Origin of the sequence: Mycobacterium sp. IS-1496, assembly GCF_001499995.1 — a bacterium.
GTDB lineage: Bacteria > Actinomycetota > Actinomycetes > Mycobacteriales > Mycobacteriaceae > Mycobacterium.
Window position 1 is genome coordinate 49,091 of record NZ_LQIU01000001.1, and the last position, 16,723, is coordinate 65,813.

At 69.5% G+C, this 16,723-nt stretch carries 17 protein-coding genes; 11 read left to right on the forward strand and 6 right to left on the reverse strand.

Translation table 11 applies throughout. The annotated features are described in order from the left end of the window. Nucleotides 1-65 precede the first annotated feature (65 nt). Together AU195_RS00240 and AU195_RS00245 are read left to right on the forward strand one after the other, a co-directional pair. A complete protein-coding gene (locus tag AU195_RS00240; RefSeq protein ID WP_059157057.1) occupies nt 66-1,022 on the forward strand; it encodes an LLM class F420-dependent oxidoreductase in 957 nt (318 codons plus the stop codon). Continuing rightward, entirely contained in the window at nt 1,019-2,065 is a 1,047-nt protein-coding gene (locus AU195_RS00245; RefSeq protein WP_082702913.1) for a CaiB/BaiF CoA transferase family protein, read from the forward strand. Before AU195_RS00240 ends, AU195_RS00245 begins: the two co-directional genes overlap by 4 nt. Here AU195_RS00245 and AU195_RS00250 read toward each other — a convergent pair. Then, nucleotides 2,053-2,370: a 2Fe-2S iron-sulfur cluster-binding protein gene (locus tag AU195_RS00250; RefSeq protein WP_059157058.1), complete on the reverse strand. Its 318-nt coding sequence runs from the start codon at nt 2,368-2,370 to the stop codon at nt 2,053-2,055. The genes AU195_RS00245 and AU195_RS00250 overlap by 13 nt on opposite strands. A 106-nt stretch (nt 2,371-2,476) precedes the next feature. On the opposite strand from AU195_RS00250, the gene AU195_RS00255 reads away from it, so the two are divergent. The 4 genes from AU195_RS00255 to AU195_RS00270 are packed head-to-tail and all read left to right on the forward strand — an operon-like array spanning nt 2,477 to nt 6,534. Continuing rightward, complete coding sequence (locus AU195_RS00255) at nt 2,477-3,898, forward strand: class I adenylate-forming enzyme family protein (protein ID WP_059157059.1); 1,422 nt, start codon at nt 2,477-2,479, stop codon at nt 3,896-3,898. Continuing rightward, complete coding sequence (locus tag AU195_RS00260; RefSeq protein WP_059157060.1) at nt 3,876-4,691, forward strand: acyl-CoA dehydrogenase family protein; 816 nt, start codon at nt 3,876-3,878, stop codon at nt 4,689-4,691. Before AU195_RS00255 ends, AU195_RS00260 begins: the two co-directional genes overlap by 23 nt. Continuing rightward, nucleotides 4,678-5,766: an acyl-CoA dehydrogenase family protein gene (locus AU195_RS00265; RefSeq protein ID WP_059157061.1), complete on the forward strand. Its 1,089-nt coding sequence runs from the start codon at nt 4,678-4,680 to the stop codon at nt 5,764-5,766. Before AU195_RS00260 ends, AU195_RS00265 begins: the two co-directional genes overlap by 14 nt. Continuing rightward, nucleotides 5,767-6,534 carry an enoyl-CoA hydratase/isomerase family protein gene (locus tag AU195_RS00270; protein ID WP_059157062.1) on the forward strand — a complete coding sequence of 256 codons (768 nt, stop codon included), beginning with the start codon at nt 5,767-5,769 and terminating at the stop codon, nt 6,532-6,534. 14 nt (nt 6,535-6,548) lie between these two features. On the opposite strand, the gene AU195_RS00275 is transcribed toward AU195_RS00270, so the two are convergent. Both AU195_RS00275 and AU195_RS00280 read right to left on the reverse strand, forming a co-directional pair. Further along, nucleotides 6,549-7,298, reverse strand: a complete 750-nt coding sequence (locus tag AU195_RS00275) for an SDR family NAD(P)-dependent oxidoreductase (RefSeq protein ID WP_059157063.1) — start codon at nt 7,296-7,298, stop codon at nt 6,549-6,551. Beyond that, the gene (locus AU195_RS00280) at nt 7,295-8,059 is read right to left on the reverse strand and encodes an SDR family NAD(P)-dependent oxidoreductase (protein ID WP_059157064.1); all 765 of its coding nucleotides are present in this window, start codon (nt 8,057-8,059) and stop codon (nt 7,295-7,297) included. Before AU195_RS00280 ends, AU195_RS00275 begins: the two co-directional genes overlap by 4 nt. Before the next feature lie 78 nt (nt 8,060-8,137). On the opposite strand from AU195_RS00280, the gene AU195_RS00285 reads away from it, so the two are divergent. Next, nucleotides 8,138-9,289, forward strand: a complete 1,152-nt coding sequence (locus AU195_RS00285) for a thiolase family protein (RefSeq protein WP_059157065.1) — start codon at nt 8,138-8,140, stop codon at nt 9,287-9,289. A gap of 27 nt (nt 9,290-9,316) precedes the next feature. Continuing rightward, the gene (gene meaB / locus AU195_RS00290; RefSeq protein ID WP_059157066.1) at nt 9,317-10,189 is read left to right on the forward strand and encodes a methylmalonyl Co-A mutase-associated GTPase MeaB; all 873 of its coding nucleotides are present in this window, start codon (nt 9,317-9,319) and stop codon (nt 10,187-10,189) included. 1 nt (nt 10,190) lies between these two features. On the opposite strand, the gene AU195_RS00295 is transcribed toward meaB, so the two are convergent. From AU195_RS00295 to AU195_RS00305, 3 genes are read right to left on the reverse strand one after another with little or no spacing between them, the layout of a single operon-like run. Continuing rightward, nucleotides 10,191-10,775 carry a TetR/AcrR family transcriptional regulator gene (locus tag AU195_RS00295; protein ID WP_059157067.1) on the reverse strand — a complete coding sequence of 195 codons (585 nt, stop codon included), beginning with the start codon at nt 10,773-10,775 and terminating at the stop codon, nt 10,191-10,193. Between the two features lie 30 nt (nt 10,776-10,805). Next, a complete protein-coding gene (locus AU195_RS00300; RefSeq protein WP_059157068.1) occupies nt 10,806-12,419 on the reverse strand; it encodes an FAD-dependent oxidoreductase in 1,614 nt (537 codons plus the stop codon). 31 nt (nt 12,420-12,450) lie between these two features. Beyond that, nucleotides 12,451-13,173, reverse strand: coding sequence for an IclR family transcriptional regulator (locus AU195_RS00305; RefSeq protein ID WP_286149070.1), 723 nt, complete (start codon nt 13,171-13,173; stop codon nt 12,451-12,453). A gap of 109 nt (nt 13,174-13,282) precedes the next feature. On the opposite strand from AU195_RS00305, the gene AU195_RS00310 reads away from it, so the two are divergent. The 3 genes from AU195_RS00310 to AU195_RS00320 are packed head-to-tail and all read left to right on the forward strand — an operon-like array spanning nt 13,283 to nt 16,705. Further along, nucleotides 13,283-14,146 carry an alpha/beta fold hydrolase gene (locus AU195_RS00310; protein WP_059157070.1) on the forward strand — a complete coding sequence of 288 codons (864 nt, stop codon included), beginning with the start codon at nt 13,283-13,285 and terminating at the stop codon, nt 14,144-14,146. Beyond that, the gene (locus AU195_RS00315; protein WP_059157071.1) at nt 14,146-15,840 is read left to right on the forward strand and encodes a bifunctional 3-(3-hydroxy-phenyl)propionate/3-hydroxycinnamic acid hydroxylase; all 1,695 of its coding nucleotides are present in this window, start codon (nt 14,146-14,148) and stop codon (nt 15,838-15,840) included. Before AU195_RS00310 ends, AU195_RS00315 begins: the two co-directional genes overlap by 1 nt. Continuing rightward, nucleotides 15,764-16,705, forward strand: a complete 942-nt coding sequence (locus tag AU195_RS00320) for a 3-carboxyethylcatechol 2,3-dioxygenase (protein WP_082702925.1) — start codon at nt 15,764-15,766, stop codon at nt 16,703-16,705. Before AU195_RS00315 ends, AU195_RS00320 begins: the two co-directional genes overlap by 77 nt. Nucleotides 16,706-16,723 lie beyond the last annotated feature (18 nt).

Sequence of the window (16,723 nt, forward strand, 5' to 3'; positions counted from 1 at the left end):
GCGCCTGCTGCGACTTTTCGGCCGGGATTCCGCACTGACCGCACGTTCGGTGGAGGAGGGCTGACATGAGACTCGGTGTGATGATCGGCGCCGAACGCGGCGACATGGCCCGCAAGGTCACCAAGCTGGTGTCCGACATCGAATGGGCGGAATCGGCGGGGATGGACACCGCCTGGATGCCGCAGGTGCCCAACGACTTCGACTGCCTGACCATGGTCGCGCTGATGGCCGCGCACACCACCCGCATCGAACTCGGCACCGCGGTGGTGCCTCTGCAGACGCAGCATCCGATCGCGCTGGCGAGGCAGGCGCTGTCGGTGCACGCCATGGCCGCAGGCCGGCTCGCGCTCGGCGTCGGCCCCTCGCACCACTGGATCGTGCGGGACATGCTCGGACTGCCCTACGAGAAGCCCGCGGGCTACACCCGCGATTACCTCGAGGTGCTCAACACCGCACTGGCCGGCCCCGGCGACGTGGACGTCGAGAACGACTCCTTCACGGTGCACAATCCGACTGTGCTGCAGGCCGATACGCCGATGCCGGTGCTGGTGGCCGCCCTCGGTCCGGTGATGCTGCAGATCGCCGGTGAACTCGCCGACGGTACGGTGCTGTGGATGGCCGACGAGAAGGCGATCGGCGAGCACATCGCGCCGAAGATCACCAAGGCGGCGGCGGACGCGGGCAGGCCCGCCCCGCGCATCGTCGCGGGCATCCCGGTGTGTCTGTGTGCGAACTCCGAGATCGACGCGGCCAAGGACCGGGCCAATCGCATCCTCGCCGAGGCCGAGACGTCGCCCAACTATCAGCGACTGCTCGACCGCGGCGACGCCCGCAACGTCGGCGACCTGTGCGCCGCGGGTGACGAGGAGTCGATCCTGCGTCGATTCCGAGATTTCGCCGACGCCGGGGTCACGGATCTGTCCGTGCGCCTGCTGCCGATCGGCGACACCCGCGACGAGTTGATCGCCTCGAAGCACCGCACTCGTGAGGTGATCGCCGAACTGGCCAAGCAGGTGCGGTGACCGCACCGCTGGCCGGTATCCGGATTCTCGAGGTCGGTGTGATGCTCGCCGGTCCGTACGCGACGATGATGCTCGCCGACCTCGGCGCCGAGGTGACGAAGGTCGAGCCACCCGGCGGGGAGATCTCGCGACAGGTCGGCGACAGTTACTTCGCCAGCCTGAACCGCAACAAGACCAACGTCTGTCTGGATCTGCAGTCCGCCGAGGGGCAGCGTCGGCTCGGTGAGCTGGTCGCGGAATCCCATGCGCTGCTGGTGAACATGAAGCCGTCGGTGATCCGCCGGCTCGGGCTCACCTACGAGGCGCTGCGCAAGCACAACGAGAAGATCGTGTGCGTGGCGCTGACGGGTTTCGGGCTGGACGGCGGGGACGATCCGGCGTTCGACTACGTGATCCAGGCGGCCACCGGTGTGGCGGCGATGACCGGCGATCCAGACGGGCCGCCGACGCTTCCGGGCTACTCGTCGGCCGACAACTCGACCGGGCTGACCGCCGCCCTCGGCCTACTGGCGATGATCGTCTCCGGTCGCGGCGGACAGGTCGACGTCTCGCTGCGCGATGTGATGCTCTCGCAGCTGAACTACCGGGCGGCGGCGTACCTCAACGACGGGGTGGCGCCGCGCCGTCACCCCAACGGTGCGCACTCGTTCTACGTTCCGGCGCAACTGTTTCCGACCGCCGACGGTTACCTGGCGTTGTTCGTCACCCACGACGGGTTCTGGCGGCTGTTCGCGGACGAGGCCGGTATCGGGGGTTTCCCCACCATGGCCGAACGGGCCGCGCGTCGCAACGAGGTGCTCGCCCTCGTCACCGAGGCGCTGGCCCGGGATACCGCCAAGGGATGGGAGGCGCGCCTGCGCCCGCTGGGCATCCCGGCCGCGGCCGTGCGCGGGTTGCCCGACGCACTGGAGGAGACGCCGGAGGCGCTGGTGACCGCAGGCGACTTCCGGCTGGTCGGCAGTCCGATCCGCATCGCCGGCTACCAGCCCGAGTACCGCCCGCCGCCGCCACGTCCGGAGGCGGCCACCGGTCAGTCGTCGTAGGTGACCGCCACTCGCGCCGTGTCGGGGACCGCCTGGCAGGTCAGCACATATCCGTCCGCCACTTCGTCGTCGTCGAGCGCGTCGTTGACCCGCATGCTGGCGGTGCCCTCGGTGAGCTTGGCGATGCAGGTTCCGCAGTTGCCGGCCTCGCAGGAGAACGGCGGTGACATACCGGCCCGGCGGGCGCTCTCCAGCAGCGTCTCCCCGGGCACCTGCGCCACGGACAGCGTCTTGCGGTCGAGCACGATGGTGACCTCGGCGCCGGCCCCGCCGTCAGGCGCCGCGGGCATCGGTTCGGCCGTCATATGACTCCTTGAGCATGGTGATTCTGATAAATGGAGAACTCTATTCTCCCGAAATGATAGGCTGTTCTCAAGTGGAGATTACTTCGTCCAGGAGGGTCCGGCGGCGGTGAGCGATGGCCGACACGTGACGGACTCCGCCGCACTCGCATTCGGGGATCGCGAGTACTCCCTGGCCGAGCTCGACGCTCTGGCCAGCGGTATGGCGACCGCGCTGGAGCAGCGCGGCGTCCGCGCGGGCGACCGGGTGGCGATGATGTCGTCGAACCGGCCGGAGTTCGTCGCCGCACTGCGCGGGATCTGGAATCTGGGCGCCGCCGCTGTTCTGATCAGCCCCGCGTGGAAGCGCACCGAGGTCGCGCACGCGCTGGAGCTCACGCGCCCCAGCCACGCGGTCGGTGACCACCCCGTGCTCGCCGAGCAGATGCCCATGCTCCACCTGGACGAACCGGTCACGCCGGGCCGCCGCGAATTCGACGACATCGCACCGGACTCCGACGCGCTGTTCGTGTTCAGCTCCGGCACGACCGGTATGCCGAAGGCGGTCCGGCACACGCACCGGGCGTTCGCGGTCGCGGTGCGGCACTGGCGCGACGCCCTGGAACTGTCCTCGGCCGACCGGATGCAGATCATGACGCCGCCGTCGCACATCCTCGGTCTGCTCAACATCGTCATGGCGCTGGACACGGGCACCTGGATCCGCCTGCACCCGCGCTTCGACATCGACACGATGTTGCACCACATCGAATCGGACCGGATCACCATCGAGATGGCCGTCGCGCCGATCGCGCTGGCGCTCGCCGCGCACCCGAAGCTGGAGAGCTACGACCTGTCGTCGCTGCGCTACATCATGTGGTGCGCAACGCCGGTCACCACGAGCGTCGCCGACGACGTCACCCGCCGTACCGGAGTCGAGTGGGTGGCCGCCTACGGCACCACCGAACTGCCGGTCATCGCAGCCAATCCCGTCACCGGTGCGCGCCTGGACACGGTCGGGAGGCCGGTGCCCGGTGTCCGGGTGCGGGTGGTGTCGCTCGAGGAGGGGACGCCGGTGGGCCCGGACGAGGTCGGGGAGATCCAGGTGCGGTCGGATTCGGTCATGGCCGGCTACCTGCCGCGGGAGGCGACGTCGGCGGCGTTCGCGGACGGGTGGTACCGCACCGGTGACGTGGGACGCCTCGACGCCGACGGCTGGCTGCGCATCACCGACCGCTCCAAGGAGATGATCAAGGTCCGGGGTTTCCAGGTGGCGCCGGCCGAGGTCGAAGCGGTGCTGCACGGCCATCCCGCGGTCGAGGACTGCGCGGTGTTCGGCGAGCCCCACCCGACCGACGGCGAGGCCGTGGTCGCCGCGGTCACCACGAACAGCGGCGTCTTTGCCGACGAGTTGACCGAACTCGTCGCCGGGACGCTGGCGTCGTACAAGCGACCGAGCCGGGTGGTCTTCGTCCCGGCGATTCCGCGCCTACCTTCCGGGAAGGTCCTGCGCCGAGTGTTGAAGGAGCAGCATGGACGCACGTCTGACGTCTGAACAGCGGCAGTTGCGCGACGCCGCAGCCGAAGTGGCGGGCGACCTCGGCCCCACTTCGGTGGCCGACCTGGAGGACCGGGCCCGGGTGGCGAGGCTCGAGAAGGCCGTCGACGGCACCGGGTTCCGCACCCTGCGGTCCGACGGTGCCTCGGCCGTGGAGGTCGCGATCGTGGCAGAGGAGTTCGGCCGTGGGCTGGTCGACGTGCCGTTCCTCGGTCCGGTGCTCGCCGATGATCTGCAGCGCCGGATCGGTCGTGAGATCTCGGTCGACGCGGCCGACCCGACATCGATCGACCTCACCGGAAGCCTTGTCGGAGCGGTCGAGTCGCCGTCGGAGCTTGCCGAGCTGTCCGACGAGGATTCGGGCCGCTGGCACGCGCTCGCACTGGCCGCGACGACCGGCGACATGCTCGGCGCCGCGCGCGGAACCCATTCGCTGGCCACCGAATACGCCAAGGTGCGGGAGCAGTACGGATCGGTGATCGGCTCGTACCAGGCAGTCGCGCATCTACTCGCCGAGGGCCTGGCCCTGATCGAGGGATCGATTAGTGTCGCCCGGCACGCGGCCTGGGCCGTCGACGAACTGCCGGTCCGCGAGGCGATCGAGGCGGCCCGGATCGCCAAGATCTACTGCGCACGGGCGGCGATGACCGTGTGTGAGAACTCGATTCAGGTGCACGGTGGCATCGGGAACACGTGGGAATGTCTGGCGCACGTCTACCTGCGCCGCGTGCTCGCCGCCACCGAGATGTGGCCCGCGAAGCTGGAGGAGTTGACCATTGGACTTTCGTGATTCCCCCGAGGAAGCCGCGTTCCGGGATCGGTTGCGCGCGTGGCTCACCGAGCAGAAGGGCAAGTTCCCGACCTCTGGTGACGCATACTGGGCCAAGGCCGGAGAGTGGCACCAGGCACTCTTCCAGGCGGGCTTCTTCGGCACCTCCTGGCCGAAGGCCTACGGCGGACAGGATCTGCCGCCGGTGTACGACGTGATCGTCGACGAGGAGATCGCCAAGGCCGGTGCGCCGGCGCGGCCGAGTCTGGGCTACCTCGTCGTCGGCCTCAGCCATCACGGCAGTGAGGAACTGCGGCAGCGTTTCCTGCCCGGCATGATCAACGGGACCGAGCGGTGGTGCCAGGGCTTCTCCGAGCCCGGCGCGGGTTCGGACTTGGCGTCGTTGACCACCACCGCGGTCCGCGACGGCGATGAGTACGTCATCCACGGACACAAGATCTGGACCAGCTACTCGGATGTCGCCGACTGGTGTCTGGTGCTGGCCCGCACCGATAGGGACGTGCCGAAACACAAAGGCATCTCGGCGTTCATCGTCACCATGCACCAGCCGGGGATCGAACAGCGGCCGCTGCAGATGATCAGCGGCGTCACCAAGGAGTTCGGCCAGGTCAGTTTCGACGGCGCGCGCGTTCCCGCCGAGAACATGGTCGGCGCACCGGGGGAGGGCTGGAAGCTGGCGATGACGGTTGTCAGCCACGAACGTGAGCCCTCGACGCTCGGGTTCTCCGCCCGCTATGGAAAGACCGTGCGCCAGATGGCCTCTCGGGTCGACGGTGCGCCGAACGAGGAACTGCTGTGGGCGTGGGTTCAGACCGAGATGTTGCGACTGCACGTGCGTCGACGGTTGTCCGAACAGTTGGACGGCATCACTCACGGGCCGCAGGGATCGCTCGACAAGTTGCTGATGACCTGGACCGAGCAGTCCGTCGGTCACGCCGCGTTGAAAACCGTCGGCACGTCGGACGAGGAACTCTTCGGGGCGTACATGTACAGCCGGGCGCAGAGCGTGATGGGTGGTACGTCGCAGATCCAGAAGAACATCATCGCGTCACGAATCTTGGGATTGGGAGTCTAGATGTACGGCATGCCTGAGGAGATCCAGGTCACCGCGGACGGTCCGCTGCGGATCATCACGCTCAACCGTCCCGATGCGCTCAACGCGGTCAACGACGCCCTGCACGTCGGCCTGGCGCAGTTGTGGTCCCGGCTCAACGAGGACCTCGACGCGCGGGCGGCGGTGATCACCGGTGCGGGACGGGCCTTTTCGGCCGGCGGCGATTTCGCCTACCTCCAGGAGTTGGCCGGGGACGCGAAGCTGCGGTCGAAGACAATCCTGCACGGGCGCGAGATCGTGCTGGGGATGACGCGCACCCGGATCCCGGTGGTGGCCGCGGTGAACGGGCCGGCCGTCGGGTTGGGCTGCAGCCTGGTTGCGCTGAGCGACATCGTCTACATGGCGCCGACGGCGTACTTCGCCGATCCGCACGTGCAGGTGGGCCTGGTGGCCGCCGACGGCGGTCCGCTGACGTGGCCGCTGCACATCAGCCTGCTGCTGGCCAAGGAGTTCGCGATGACGGGCACGCGCATCCCTGCCCAGCGCGCGGCCGAGCTGGGGTTGGCCAACCACATCGTCGAGGATCCGCTCGCCGAGGCCATCGCCTGTGCCGAGAAGATGATGCAGATGCCCCGCCAGGCTCTCGAGGCGACGAAGCGGCTGCTCAACATCCACCTCGAGCGGGCCGTGCTCGCGAGCCTCGACTACGCCAACACCGCCGAAGAGCAGTCGTTCCAGACGGAGGACTTCCAGACGATCGTGGCGAAGCTCAACGCCAAGAACAACTGACGGCCGACGCGGACTCAACGCTCGACGATGAGCTCCTCGGAGCGTTGGATCGTTCCGGTGATACCGCCGGCGTCCTGGCGCGCCAGCAGGACGGCGGCGCGCGCCATCGCCTCCGGCGGCTCGACCATCTCCGGCGGGATCTCGATTCCCGCCCCGCCGGCCTGCCAACCCTCGGTGAGCACGACGCGCGAGGGGCTCAGGCAGTTCACCGCGATGTTGTCGGCCCGCAGGTCCGCCGCCAGGCCGAGGTAGAGCCGTTCGGCGGCGGCCTTCGACACCCAGTACGCGTTCGAGCCCTGATCGGTCATCGTCACGCCGGTGGTCGTCACCGCGATCAGGGACCCGCCGCCACGCGCCCGCACGTGGGGGATGACCGCCTTCGTCACCAGGAACACCCCGGTGACGTTGACGTTCAAGCACAGCTGCCAGCGCTTCAGCGGCGTCGACTCGATCGGTCCGAGCCACAGCACCCCGGCGTTCGCGACGAGGACGTCGATACCGCCGAACGCCGAAACAGTCTGGGCCACCGCGGCTTCCACGGAAGACTCGTCGGTGACGTCGCAGGCCACCGGTAGCGCGCGACCGCCGGACGCGGTGATGGCATCGGCCACCGAGCCGATGGTGCCCGGCAGCCTGCCCGGCTGCTCTGACCTGGCAGCGACCGCGACGGCGGCCCCCTCGGCGGCAAGCGCTTTCGCGACCGTCGCGCCGATGCCGCGGCTGGCGCCGGCGACGAAGGCCACCCGGCCCTCCAGCGAGTTCACTTGGGCGGGAACCGCAACGCTCCGTCGAGGCGGATGATCTCGCCGTTGAGGTAGTCGTTCTCGATGATGCTCTGCGCCAGCTGCGCGTACTCCGTCGAGCGGCCCATCCGCTTGGGGAACGGCACCTGCGGGGCCCAGTACTGCTCGAGCTGGTCGGCGGCCTTGCCGTAGGCGGGTGTGTTGATGGTCCCCGGCGCGATCGTGCAGACCCGGATGCCCAGCGGTGACAGGTCGCGCGCCGCCACCAGCGTCATCCCGAGCACGCCGCCCTTGGCCGCCGAGTACGGCAGCTGGCCGATCTGCCCCTCGTAGCCGGCGATCGATGCGGTGTTGACGATCACGCCGCGGCCACCCTCCTCCAGCGGCTCCGACTTCGCGATCGCCGCCGCCGTCAGCCGCATCACGTTGAACACCGCGGTCAGGTAGAACTCGATCGTCTTCTTGAACCCGTCGAGGTCCAGCGGCGAACCGTCCTTGCCGATCAGCCGTCCGCCGCTGGCGGGACCGCCGTGGGTGTCCACCGAGATGCGCAGCGGGCCGAGCGCCTCGGCCTCGGCGATCGCGGCGTTCACCGACTCCTCGGACGTCGCGTCGGTGCGCACGTACCGCACCCCGAGCTCCTTCTCGAGCGCCTCGCCCTTCTCGTCGGCGAGGTCGGCGACGACCACCTTCGCGCCGGCGCCCTGCAGTCGGCGCACCGTCGCCTCACCCAGTCCTCCCGCGCCCCCGACGACGATCGCAGAGCTACCGGCAATCTGCATGCGCTTCTCCTTCTTGCGACTATGACTCTCTTCTTGAGAGAATAGTATTCTCATCCGACGCGGAAACGGAGTCAATCCATGCCAGAAGCCGTCATCGTCGCTGCGCTGCGCACGCCCATCGGCACGGCCGTGAAGGGCACGCTTCGCGACACCGACGCCTACGCGTTGGCCGAACACGTCGTCGGAGCCGCAGCCGAAGATCTGCCCGCAGGTCAGATCGACGACGTCGTCCTCGGCGAGGGGCTGTACGGCGGTGGTGTGATCGCCCGCCACGCCGCGATCACCGCGGGGCTGACCTCCGTGCCCGGCCTGTCGAACAACCGCCACTGCGCGGCCGGTCAGGCCGCCGTGCAGAGCGCAGCGGCGAGCATCCGCGCGGGGATGGACCAGCTCGTGATCGCCGGTGGGGTCAACTCCGCCTCCACCACACCGCGGTTCACCCGCCGGGCGAGCAGCGCGAAGGACGCCGCGATGCTCGACTGGTTCCCGCCCACGCACCCCGACCGCGCCGACGCCCCGAACATGGACATGTCCATCACGGTGGGCTGGAACGCGGCCGTGCGCGCGGGGGTCAGCCGCGAGGAGATGGACCAGTGGGCGCTCGACTCACACCGCAAGGCGATCCAGGCCATCGACGACGGCCGCTTCAAGGACGAGATCGTTCCCATCGAGACGCCCTACGGGCTGTTCCACACCGACGAGCATCCCCGCCGCGACACCAGCTTCGAGAAGCTCGCCTCACTCAAACCGCTGCACCCCGAGATCGAGGGCTTCTCGATCACCGCGGGCAATGCGTGCGGCGCCAACGACGGCGCCGCGGCGCTGGCGCTGGCCAGTGACCGGCTCGGGTTGCCCGCACTCGGTGCCGTGAAGGCCTGGGCGTCGGTCGGCGTCGACCCCGCGTTCACCGGGCTCGCCCCCGTCGAGGCGATCCCGAAAGCGCTGAAGCGGGCGGGCATCTCGCTCTCCGACGTCGACCTGTTCGAGATCAACGAGGCGTTCGCCGCGATGTGCGTGGCCACCGTCAAGATGCTCGACATCGATCCGGCCAAGGTCAACGTCAGCGGCAGCGGGTGTTCGCTGGGCCACCCCGTGGCCGCGACGGGTGCCCGCATGCTGGTGACGCTCGTGCACGAGTTGCGCCGTCGCGGGGGAGGTATCGGTGTCGCGGCCATGTGCGCAGGCGGCGGCATGGGCTCCGCCACCGTGATCGAGGTGCCCGGCAGTTGAGGTCGTGAGGCCTAGGGTGGGGTGCACATGGACGTAGACGAGCTCATCGCCGCCGCGCGCAACGGGTCGACCCGCGCCGCCGGCCGGCTGCTCAGCCTGGTCGAGGGCGCCCGCCGCGACGAGGTGCTCGCCGCACTCGCTCACCACCGGGCGCGCGTCGTCGGTCTCACCGGTCCGCCCGGTGCGGGGAAGTCGACGACGGTCGCGGCGCTGGTCACCGCATACCGGCAACGCGGACTGCGGGTGGCGGTGCTGGCCGTCGACCCGTCCTCGCCCTACAGCGGCGGCGCGCTGCTGGGGGACCGCATCCGGATGGCGGCCCACATCAACGATCCCGACGTGCTGATCCGGTCGGTGGCCACCCGCGGGCATCTAGGCGGGTTGGCCGCAGCGGTCCCCGCCGCGATCCGCCTGCTGGCCGCGCTGTCCTACGACCTGATCATCCTGGAGACGGTCGGCGTCGGACAGTCCGAGATCGAGATCGCCGCGATCGCTGACCCCACCGTGGTCGTGCTCAACCCCGGCGCCGGTGACGCCGTGCAGGCCGCCAAGGCGGGTCTGCTCGAGGTCGCCGACATCGTGGTGGTCAACAAGGCGGACCGCGAAGGCGCCGATCAGACGGTGCGCGACCTCCGCGGCGAGGTCGGCGTCCCGATCCTCAAACTCGTTGCGGCACAGGGCGACGGGGTGCCCGAGCTGGTGGACGCGATCGACGCCCACCATCGCGACGACACCGCGCAGCGGCGCACCGCCAGGGCCAGGACGCAGATCCTGTCGCTGGCGCACACCCTGCTGCGGACCCATCCCGAACTCGACCGCCTCGCCGAACTCGTCGCCGACGGCACCCAGGATCCCTACGGCGCGGCCGAGCAGTTGTTCGCGGTCCGCATCGAGCGCTGAGTCAGCCGGGCAGGTCGACGATGCGGCGCATCGCGTGCAGCAACTCCTCGCGCAGGGTGCCGTCGTCCAGGTCGGCGACCAGTGGGTGCATCACCGCCACGCTGATGACGCCCGAGAGCATCGCCGCGTGGACGCGCGCCCGCGCACCGGTCTCCTCTCCGAGGATCGCGGCGTACAGGCGGTCGATGAACCGCTGGAACGGTTCGTGCTCGGCGAGCATCCGGATGATGACCGGGTCGAACTGCAGCACGCTCACCATCCGCCTGCGCTCGACGGCCAACTGGACCACCCGGGTGAGCAGCAGTTCACGCGCCGATTGACGGTCGGACTCGGCCTCGGCGGACTCCAGCGCCTCCTCGAGCCATCCGAGTTCCCGCTCCGTGAGCGCGATGACGATCTCGTCCTTGGTCTTGAACTGGTGGTAGACCGCGGCCTTGGTGACGCCGACGCGGTCGGCGATCATCTGCAGTGATGTCCCACCGACGCCGTGGTCGGCGATCAGCGCGAGCGCGGCATCGAGGATGCGGCCCTGCGCGGCACTACGCCGCACATCGGAGAACCGCCGGTCGGGCGCTGCGGAGACCACGACTGACAGGGTAGCCACCCGACTACCGCGTCAGGAGGGCAGGGACCGGCCCGTCGCCGCGGCGTGACCGGCACGGACCCCGAAAACCATTGCCGGACCCAGTGTCCCGCCCGCGCCGCCATAGGCCTTACCCGTCGCACCCGCCATGGCGTTGCCCGCCGCGTAGAGGCCGGGGATCGGGGTGCCGCCGACGTGCAACACCCGCCCGTCGCGGTCGGTGCGCGGCCCGCCCTTGGTGCCCATCGCGCCGATGCCCACCGGGACGGCGTAGTACGGCGGGGTGTCGATCGGACCCAGGGTCTGCAGCGCCGGACTGGGCGCATGGGGGTCGCCCCAGTAGCCGTCGTACGCGCTGGCGCCCCTGCCGAATTCGGGGTCGCGTTCCTCGGCGACGTGGTGGTTCCAGTCGTCGAGTGTGCGCGCCAGCCCGTCCGCGTCGATGCCGGTCTTCTCGCCGAGTTCGGTCAGGTCGGCCGACTTCGAATACCAGTCCGGTGCGGGGCCGTCGGGTTCCACCGCGAGGAAGCCGTACTTCTTGAGGTGCAGCGAGTCGAACACGATCCACGCCGGATCGTTGACGTAACCGTGTCGGGGGTCGAGGTACTGGAACGCCCCGGCCATCGAGTTGTACTCCCCGGCCTCGTTGACGAACCGTCTGCCGGCCCGGTTGACGATGATGCTGCGCGGCCGCGTGCGCTCCAACCGGACGCTGCGGCTGCGGGGATGTCCGTCGATGGTGTCGCCGGGGATCTGCACGATCGGCACCCACCACGCCTCGCCCATGTTGGCCAGGTCGGCGCCGTGGGCCATCGCCATCCGCAGGCCGTCACCGGTGTTGTTGGGCGGGGAGACCGGTCCGCGCATCGGTCCGCGCAGGAACGCCTCGACGAGCGTGCGGTCCCATTCGAACCCGCCCGTGCCGAGGATGACGGCTCGTCGCGCGTGCACCCGGATCTCCTTGTCGGGCTGCTGGATTCGCACACCGACGATGCGCCCGTCGTCGGCGATCAACTCGACGGCGCGCGATTCGGTCTGCGGCGTGACGCCGGCGTCGAGCAGGCCTCTGAGCAGGCCGGCGATCAGCGCCGTACCGGCCACGCACGGATCCTCCAGTGTCTCGTCCACCGAGGCGTGGATGCGGGCGCGGGTCTCGGCGTCGATGCCGACGTTGCTGAAATCGGCGGGGAACGAGGTGATGCGGTCGCGCCACGGCCCCAACCGCGCGAGGTCGAAAGGCGCGGCCGACAGTGACCGGCCGCCGCCGGGGCGGCCGCCGGGGAGTTCGGGTTTGTAGTCGGGGAAGCCTTCGGCCACCGAGAAGCGCAGGCCGCTGTGTGCCTCGACGAACTCGAGCATCCGTGGCCCGGTCCGCACGAACGTGTCGACCAGGTCGTCGTCCATCACGCCGAGTGACTGGGCCTTCAGGTAGGCCAGCGCGTCCTCGACGGTCAACTCGTCCGAGGCGCGGTCGTGTGCGGGGATCCACACGATGCCGCCGGAGACCGCGGTGGTCCCGCCGACCGTCGGCGCCTTCTCGTACACCTCGACCGCGGCGCCGTGTACGGCGGCGGTGAGTGCCGCGGCCAGACCGGCGCCCCCGCTGCCCAGTACGACGACGTCGGTCTCGTGATCCCAAGCCCTCACTTCAGGTCCTTCCTGTCGGGACGCACCCTCGTCAGAGGATGGCGGCGAGTTCCTTGGCGGCGGTGATCACCGCGTCCTTGCCGCCCAGCACGACGTCCTCCCGGTGCGAGATCAGGTTGATGCACGTCGGCGGTGAGGGCGGCCGACGGCGCACCGGCACCGCCAAGCCGTAGGTGTTGGGCTCCACCTCACCGTGGGTGATCACCCAGCCCTGTTCGCGGGCCTGGGGCACCAGATCCCGCTCGCCCGCGCGCGGCGGCATGCTCGCCAGCAGGGCGATACCGGCGGCCCCGCGGTCGAGCGGATACCGGCTGCCCTCGTGGAATGACAAGTGGTAGTACACATTCGTCGGGCTGATGACCGCGACCGCCACCTGCTGGTCACCCTCGGCGACGAGCAGGGAGACCGTGGTGCCGAGTTCGTCGGCGAGCCCGCGCAGCACCGGAACGCTCAGCGCCCGCACGTTGTTGTCGAACGACGAGCCGAGCAGCGCCAGGCCGGCCGCCGGCCGGTATCGCCCGTCCTCGCCCTTGGCGACGTAGCGGAACTGAGTGAGCGTGCCGAGAAGCCGGTAGGCGATGGTGCGGTGCACGCCGACGTAGTCGGCCACCTGCTGCACCGTGAGCCCACTCGGTGCGGTGGCCACGGCCTGCAGCGCCGACAGACCCCTCGCCAGGGTCTGCGACCCCGCCGCGAGTTTGTCGGGCACATTTCCCTCGGCTCCCGTGCCGCCCGTTCCCTTGACAGACGTCATCGTGAGAGTGATGCTCTTAACATAGTGCACATTAGTGAGCGATATTAGCACGCTGCACTACCGCAAAGCGAGAATGACATTTCCACCGCAGAGGGGAGAGCGAGGCTCCGTGGCCGAGCACGAAAGCGTCTGGAGCGACCTGCAGGGTGTCGCGTTCTCGCAGGGCTACCTCGACGTCCGCGGGGTGCGTACGCGCTACCTGCACGCCGGCGGGACCGACAACCCGGCACTGGTCTTCCTGCACGGGTCGGGCGGCCACGCCGAGGCTTACGTCCGCAATCTCGAGGCGCATGCCGAGCACTTCTCCACCTGGTCGATCGACATGCTGGGACACGGCTACACCGACAAACCCGGACACCCCCTCGAGATCCGCCACTACGTGGACCATCTACGTGCCTTCCTCGATGCCATCGGTGTCGAGAAGGCCCACATCAGTGGGGAATCGCTGGGCGGGTGGGTCGCCGCCCGCCTGGCCGCCGACCACGGCGACCGGGTGACCCGGTTGGTGCTCAACACCGCCGGTGGCTCGCAGGCCGATCCCGAGGTCATGAAACGCATCGTCACGCTGTCCATGGCGGCCGCCGAGGATCCCAGCTGGGAGACGGTCCAGGCCCGCGTCAAGTGGTTGATGGCCGACAAGAGCAAGGGATACGACGACATCGTCGCCAGCCGCCAGCGCGTCTACCGCCAACCGGGATTCGTCGCCGCGATGCGCGACATCATGGCGCTGCAGGACCCCGAGATCCGCGCACGCAACCTGCTCGGCCCCGAGGAGTACGGCAAGATCACCGCGCCGACGCTGGTCGTGTGGACCAGTGACGACCCGACTGCCGACGTCGAAGAGGGACGGCGGATCGCGTCGATGATCCCCGGGGCCCGGTTCGAGGTGATGCCCGGCTGCGGTCACTGGCCGCAGTACGAGGATCCCAAGACCTTCAACCGGTTACACGTCGACTTCCTGCTGGGGCGCTGATGAGGCAGGCCACGACGGACATCGACGTCGTCATCGTCGGCGCGGGCCCGGTGGGGCTGACGCTGGCCAACATCCTCGGCGGCCACGGCGTGCGCACCGTGATCGTCGAGGAGCGGGCCACGCTGATCGACTATCCCCGCGGCGTCGGACTCGACGACGAGGCGCTGCGGACCTTCCAGGCGATCGGCCTGGTGGACAAGGTTTTGCCACACACCGTGCCGAACCAGATCCTGCGGTTCTTCGACGGGAACCGCCGACTGCTCGCCGAGATGGCGCCACCGGACGCGCGGTTCGGGTGGCCAAAGCGCAACGGGTTCGTCCAACCCATGGTCGACGCCGAACTGCACGCCGGATTGGCGCGATTCCCCCACGTCGAGGTGCGGTGGGGGCAGAGGATGGCCGCATGCGAGCAGACCGCGGACGGCGTGACGGTGCGGCTGGAGGGGGACCCCACGCCGGTGCGGGCGCGCTACCTGGTCGGCTGTGACGGTGGCCGCAGTGCGACGCGGCGCCTCATGGGGGTGTCGTTCGACGGCACCACCTCGCCGACGCGCTGGCTGGTCGTCGACATCGCCAACGATCCGCTGGGCCATCCGAACAGCGAGGTGGGCGCGGACCCGGCCCGTCCGTACGCCTCGATCTCGATCGCACACGGGATCCGCCGGTTCGAGTTCATGATCCACGCCGACGAGACCGACGAGCAGGCCGAGGACCCCGCGTTCATCCACCGGATGCTGGGCCTGCTGGTGCCGCATCCCGAACGCGTCGAGGTGATCCGGCACCGGCTGTACACCCACCACTCCCGGATCGCCGGCGCCTTCCGGAAGGGCCGGATGTTCCTGGCCGGCGACGCGGCGCACCTGATGCCCGTGTGGCAGGGGCAGGGTTACAACAGCGGAATCCGCGACGCGGCGAACCTCGGCTGGAAACTCGCCGCGGTGGTCAACGGCCGTGCCGGTGATGCGCTGCTCGACACCTACGACGTCGAACGCCGCAAACACGCCAGGGCGATGATCGACCTGTCGACCATGGTCGGCCGGGTCATCTCACCGACCAACCGCCGTGTCGCGGCAGTGCGCGACAAGCTGATCCGCGGGGCCTCGGTCGTCCCGACCCTCAAGCGCTATGTGCTGGAGATGCGGTTCAAACCGATGCCCCGGTACGAGCAGGGCGCGGTCTTCCACCCGGAGGCGCCGTCACCGACCTCGCCGACGGGGACCCTGTTCGTCCAGCCGCGCGTCGACACCCGCGAGGAGCAGAACGTCTTGCTCGACGAGGTGCTCGGCACGGGTTTCGCGGTGCTGTGCTGGAACAACAACCCGCGCGCCCTGCTCGGCGCCGACATCTTCGACCGGTGGAAAGCCCTGGGCGCGCGGTTCATCGCCGCACGACCGTCGACGCAACTGCACTGGACCGGTCACGACGATCCCGACGTCACCGTGGTCGGCGACCGCACCGGCGCGTTGAAGGGCTGGTTCGACGCGCACGCCGAATCGGTGCTGTTCCTCCGCCCCGATCGCTGCATCGCCGGCGCCTGCATCGCCCAGCGCGCCCCCGAAGTGAGCACCGCCCTGTTCGGGGTGCTCCATCTGACCCAGGGAGGAGGCAATGGTCACCATGGCGCAGATCGCCCTGTGCTGCATGTCGCACAGTCCGCTCCTGAATCTTCCGGGACCGTCGCGGGAACTCCTTGACGACATCGGGACGGCGCTGGCCGTCGCCCGCGACTTCGTCGCCGAATTCGACCCGGAACTGGTGGTCACGTTCTCCCCGGACCACTACAACGGGTTCTTCTACAAGGTCATGCCTCCGTTCTGCGTCGGCACGTCCGCGCAGGGCGTCGGCGACTACGGCAGCCACGCCGGACCACTCGACGTGCCGAAGGGCCTCGCAGAGGAACTGGCCACCGCGGTGCTGGAAGCCGATGTGGACGTGGCGATCTCGGCGAGCATGGACGTCGACCACGGCACCGTGCAACCGCTGCAGAACCTGTTCGGCGAGGCGACCGCCCGTCCCGTCGTCCCCGTCTTCATCAACTCCGTCGCCACACCGTTGGGTCCGCTGCGCCGCTCTCGGCTGCTCGGCGCGGCGATCGGCAGGTACCTCGCGACGCTCGACAAGCGCATCCTGGTGATCGGGTCGGGTGGGCTGTCCCATGACCCCCCGGTCCCCACCCTGGCGACCGCTCCACCCGCGGCGCTCGACCGCATCGTGCACGGCGCGCCGATGAGCGCTGAGGCGCGAATGGCCCGGCAGTCCGCGGTGATCGACGCGGCGCAGGCCTTCGCGCACGGCCAGAGTCCGCTGCAGCCGCTCAACCCCGCGTGGGACGCCACCTTCCTGGAGATCCTCGACGAGGGCCGGCTGTCGGACCTCGACGGGTGGTCGAACGCCTTCATCGCCCGCGAGGGCGGGAACTCCGCGCACGAGATCCGCACCTGGGTGGCCGCTTTCGCGGCGCTGGCGACCAGCGGTGACTACCGCACCCGGTTCCGCTTCTACCGGGCCGCACCCGAGTTGATCGCGGGTTTCGCCATCCGGACGGCGGTGCTCGCGTGAACTTCGACAGGCAGGTCG

Excerpts from the sequence above, each read along its gene's own strand:
- AU195_RS00315 (WP_059157071.1), top strand. The coding sequence starts at position 14,146 with ATGAGGCAGGCCACGACGGACATCGACGTCGTCATCGTCGGCGCGGGC.
- AU195_RS00320 (WP_082702925.1), top strand. The coding sequence starts at position 15,764 with ATGGCGCAGATCGCCCTGTGCTGCATGTCGCACAGTCCGCTCCTGAAT.
- AU195_RS00270 (WP_059157062.1), top strand. The coding sequence starts at position 5,767 with ATGTACGGCATGCCTGAGGAGATCCAGGTCACCGCGGACGGTCCGCTG.
- AU195_RS00285 (WP_059157065.1), top strand. The coding sequence starts at position 8,138 with ATGCCAGAAGCCGTCATCGTCGCTGCGCTGCGCACGCCCATCGGCACG.
- AU195_RS00260 (WP_059157060.1), top strand. The coding sequence starts at position 3,876 with ATGGACGCACGTCTGACGTCTGAACAGCGGCAGTTGCGCGACGCCGCA.
- AU195_RS00250 (WP_059157058.1), bottom strand. The coding sequence starts at position 2,370 with ATGACGGCCGAACCGATGCCCGCGGCGCCTGACGGCGGGGCCGGCGCC.
- meaB (WP_059157066.1), top strand. The coding sequence starts at position 9,317 with ATGGACGTAGACGAGCTCATCGCCGCCGCGCGCAACGGGTCGACCCGC.
- AU195_RS00280 (WP_059157064.1), bottom strand. The coding sequence starts at position 8,059 with ATGCAGATTGCCGGTAGCTCTGCGATCGTCGTCGGGGGCGCGGGAGGA.
- AU195_RS00305 (WP_286149070.1), bottom strand. The coding sequence starts at position 13,173 with ATGACGTCTGTCAAGGGAACGGGCGGCACGGGAGCCGAGGGAAATGTG.
- AU195_RS00240 (WP_059157057.1), top strand. The coding sequence starts at position 66 with ATGAGACTCGGTGTGATGATCGGCGCCGAACGCGGCGACATGGCCCGC.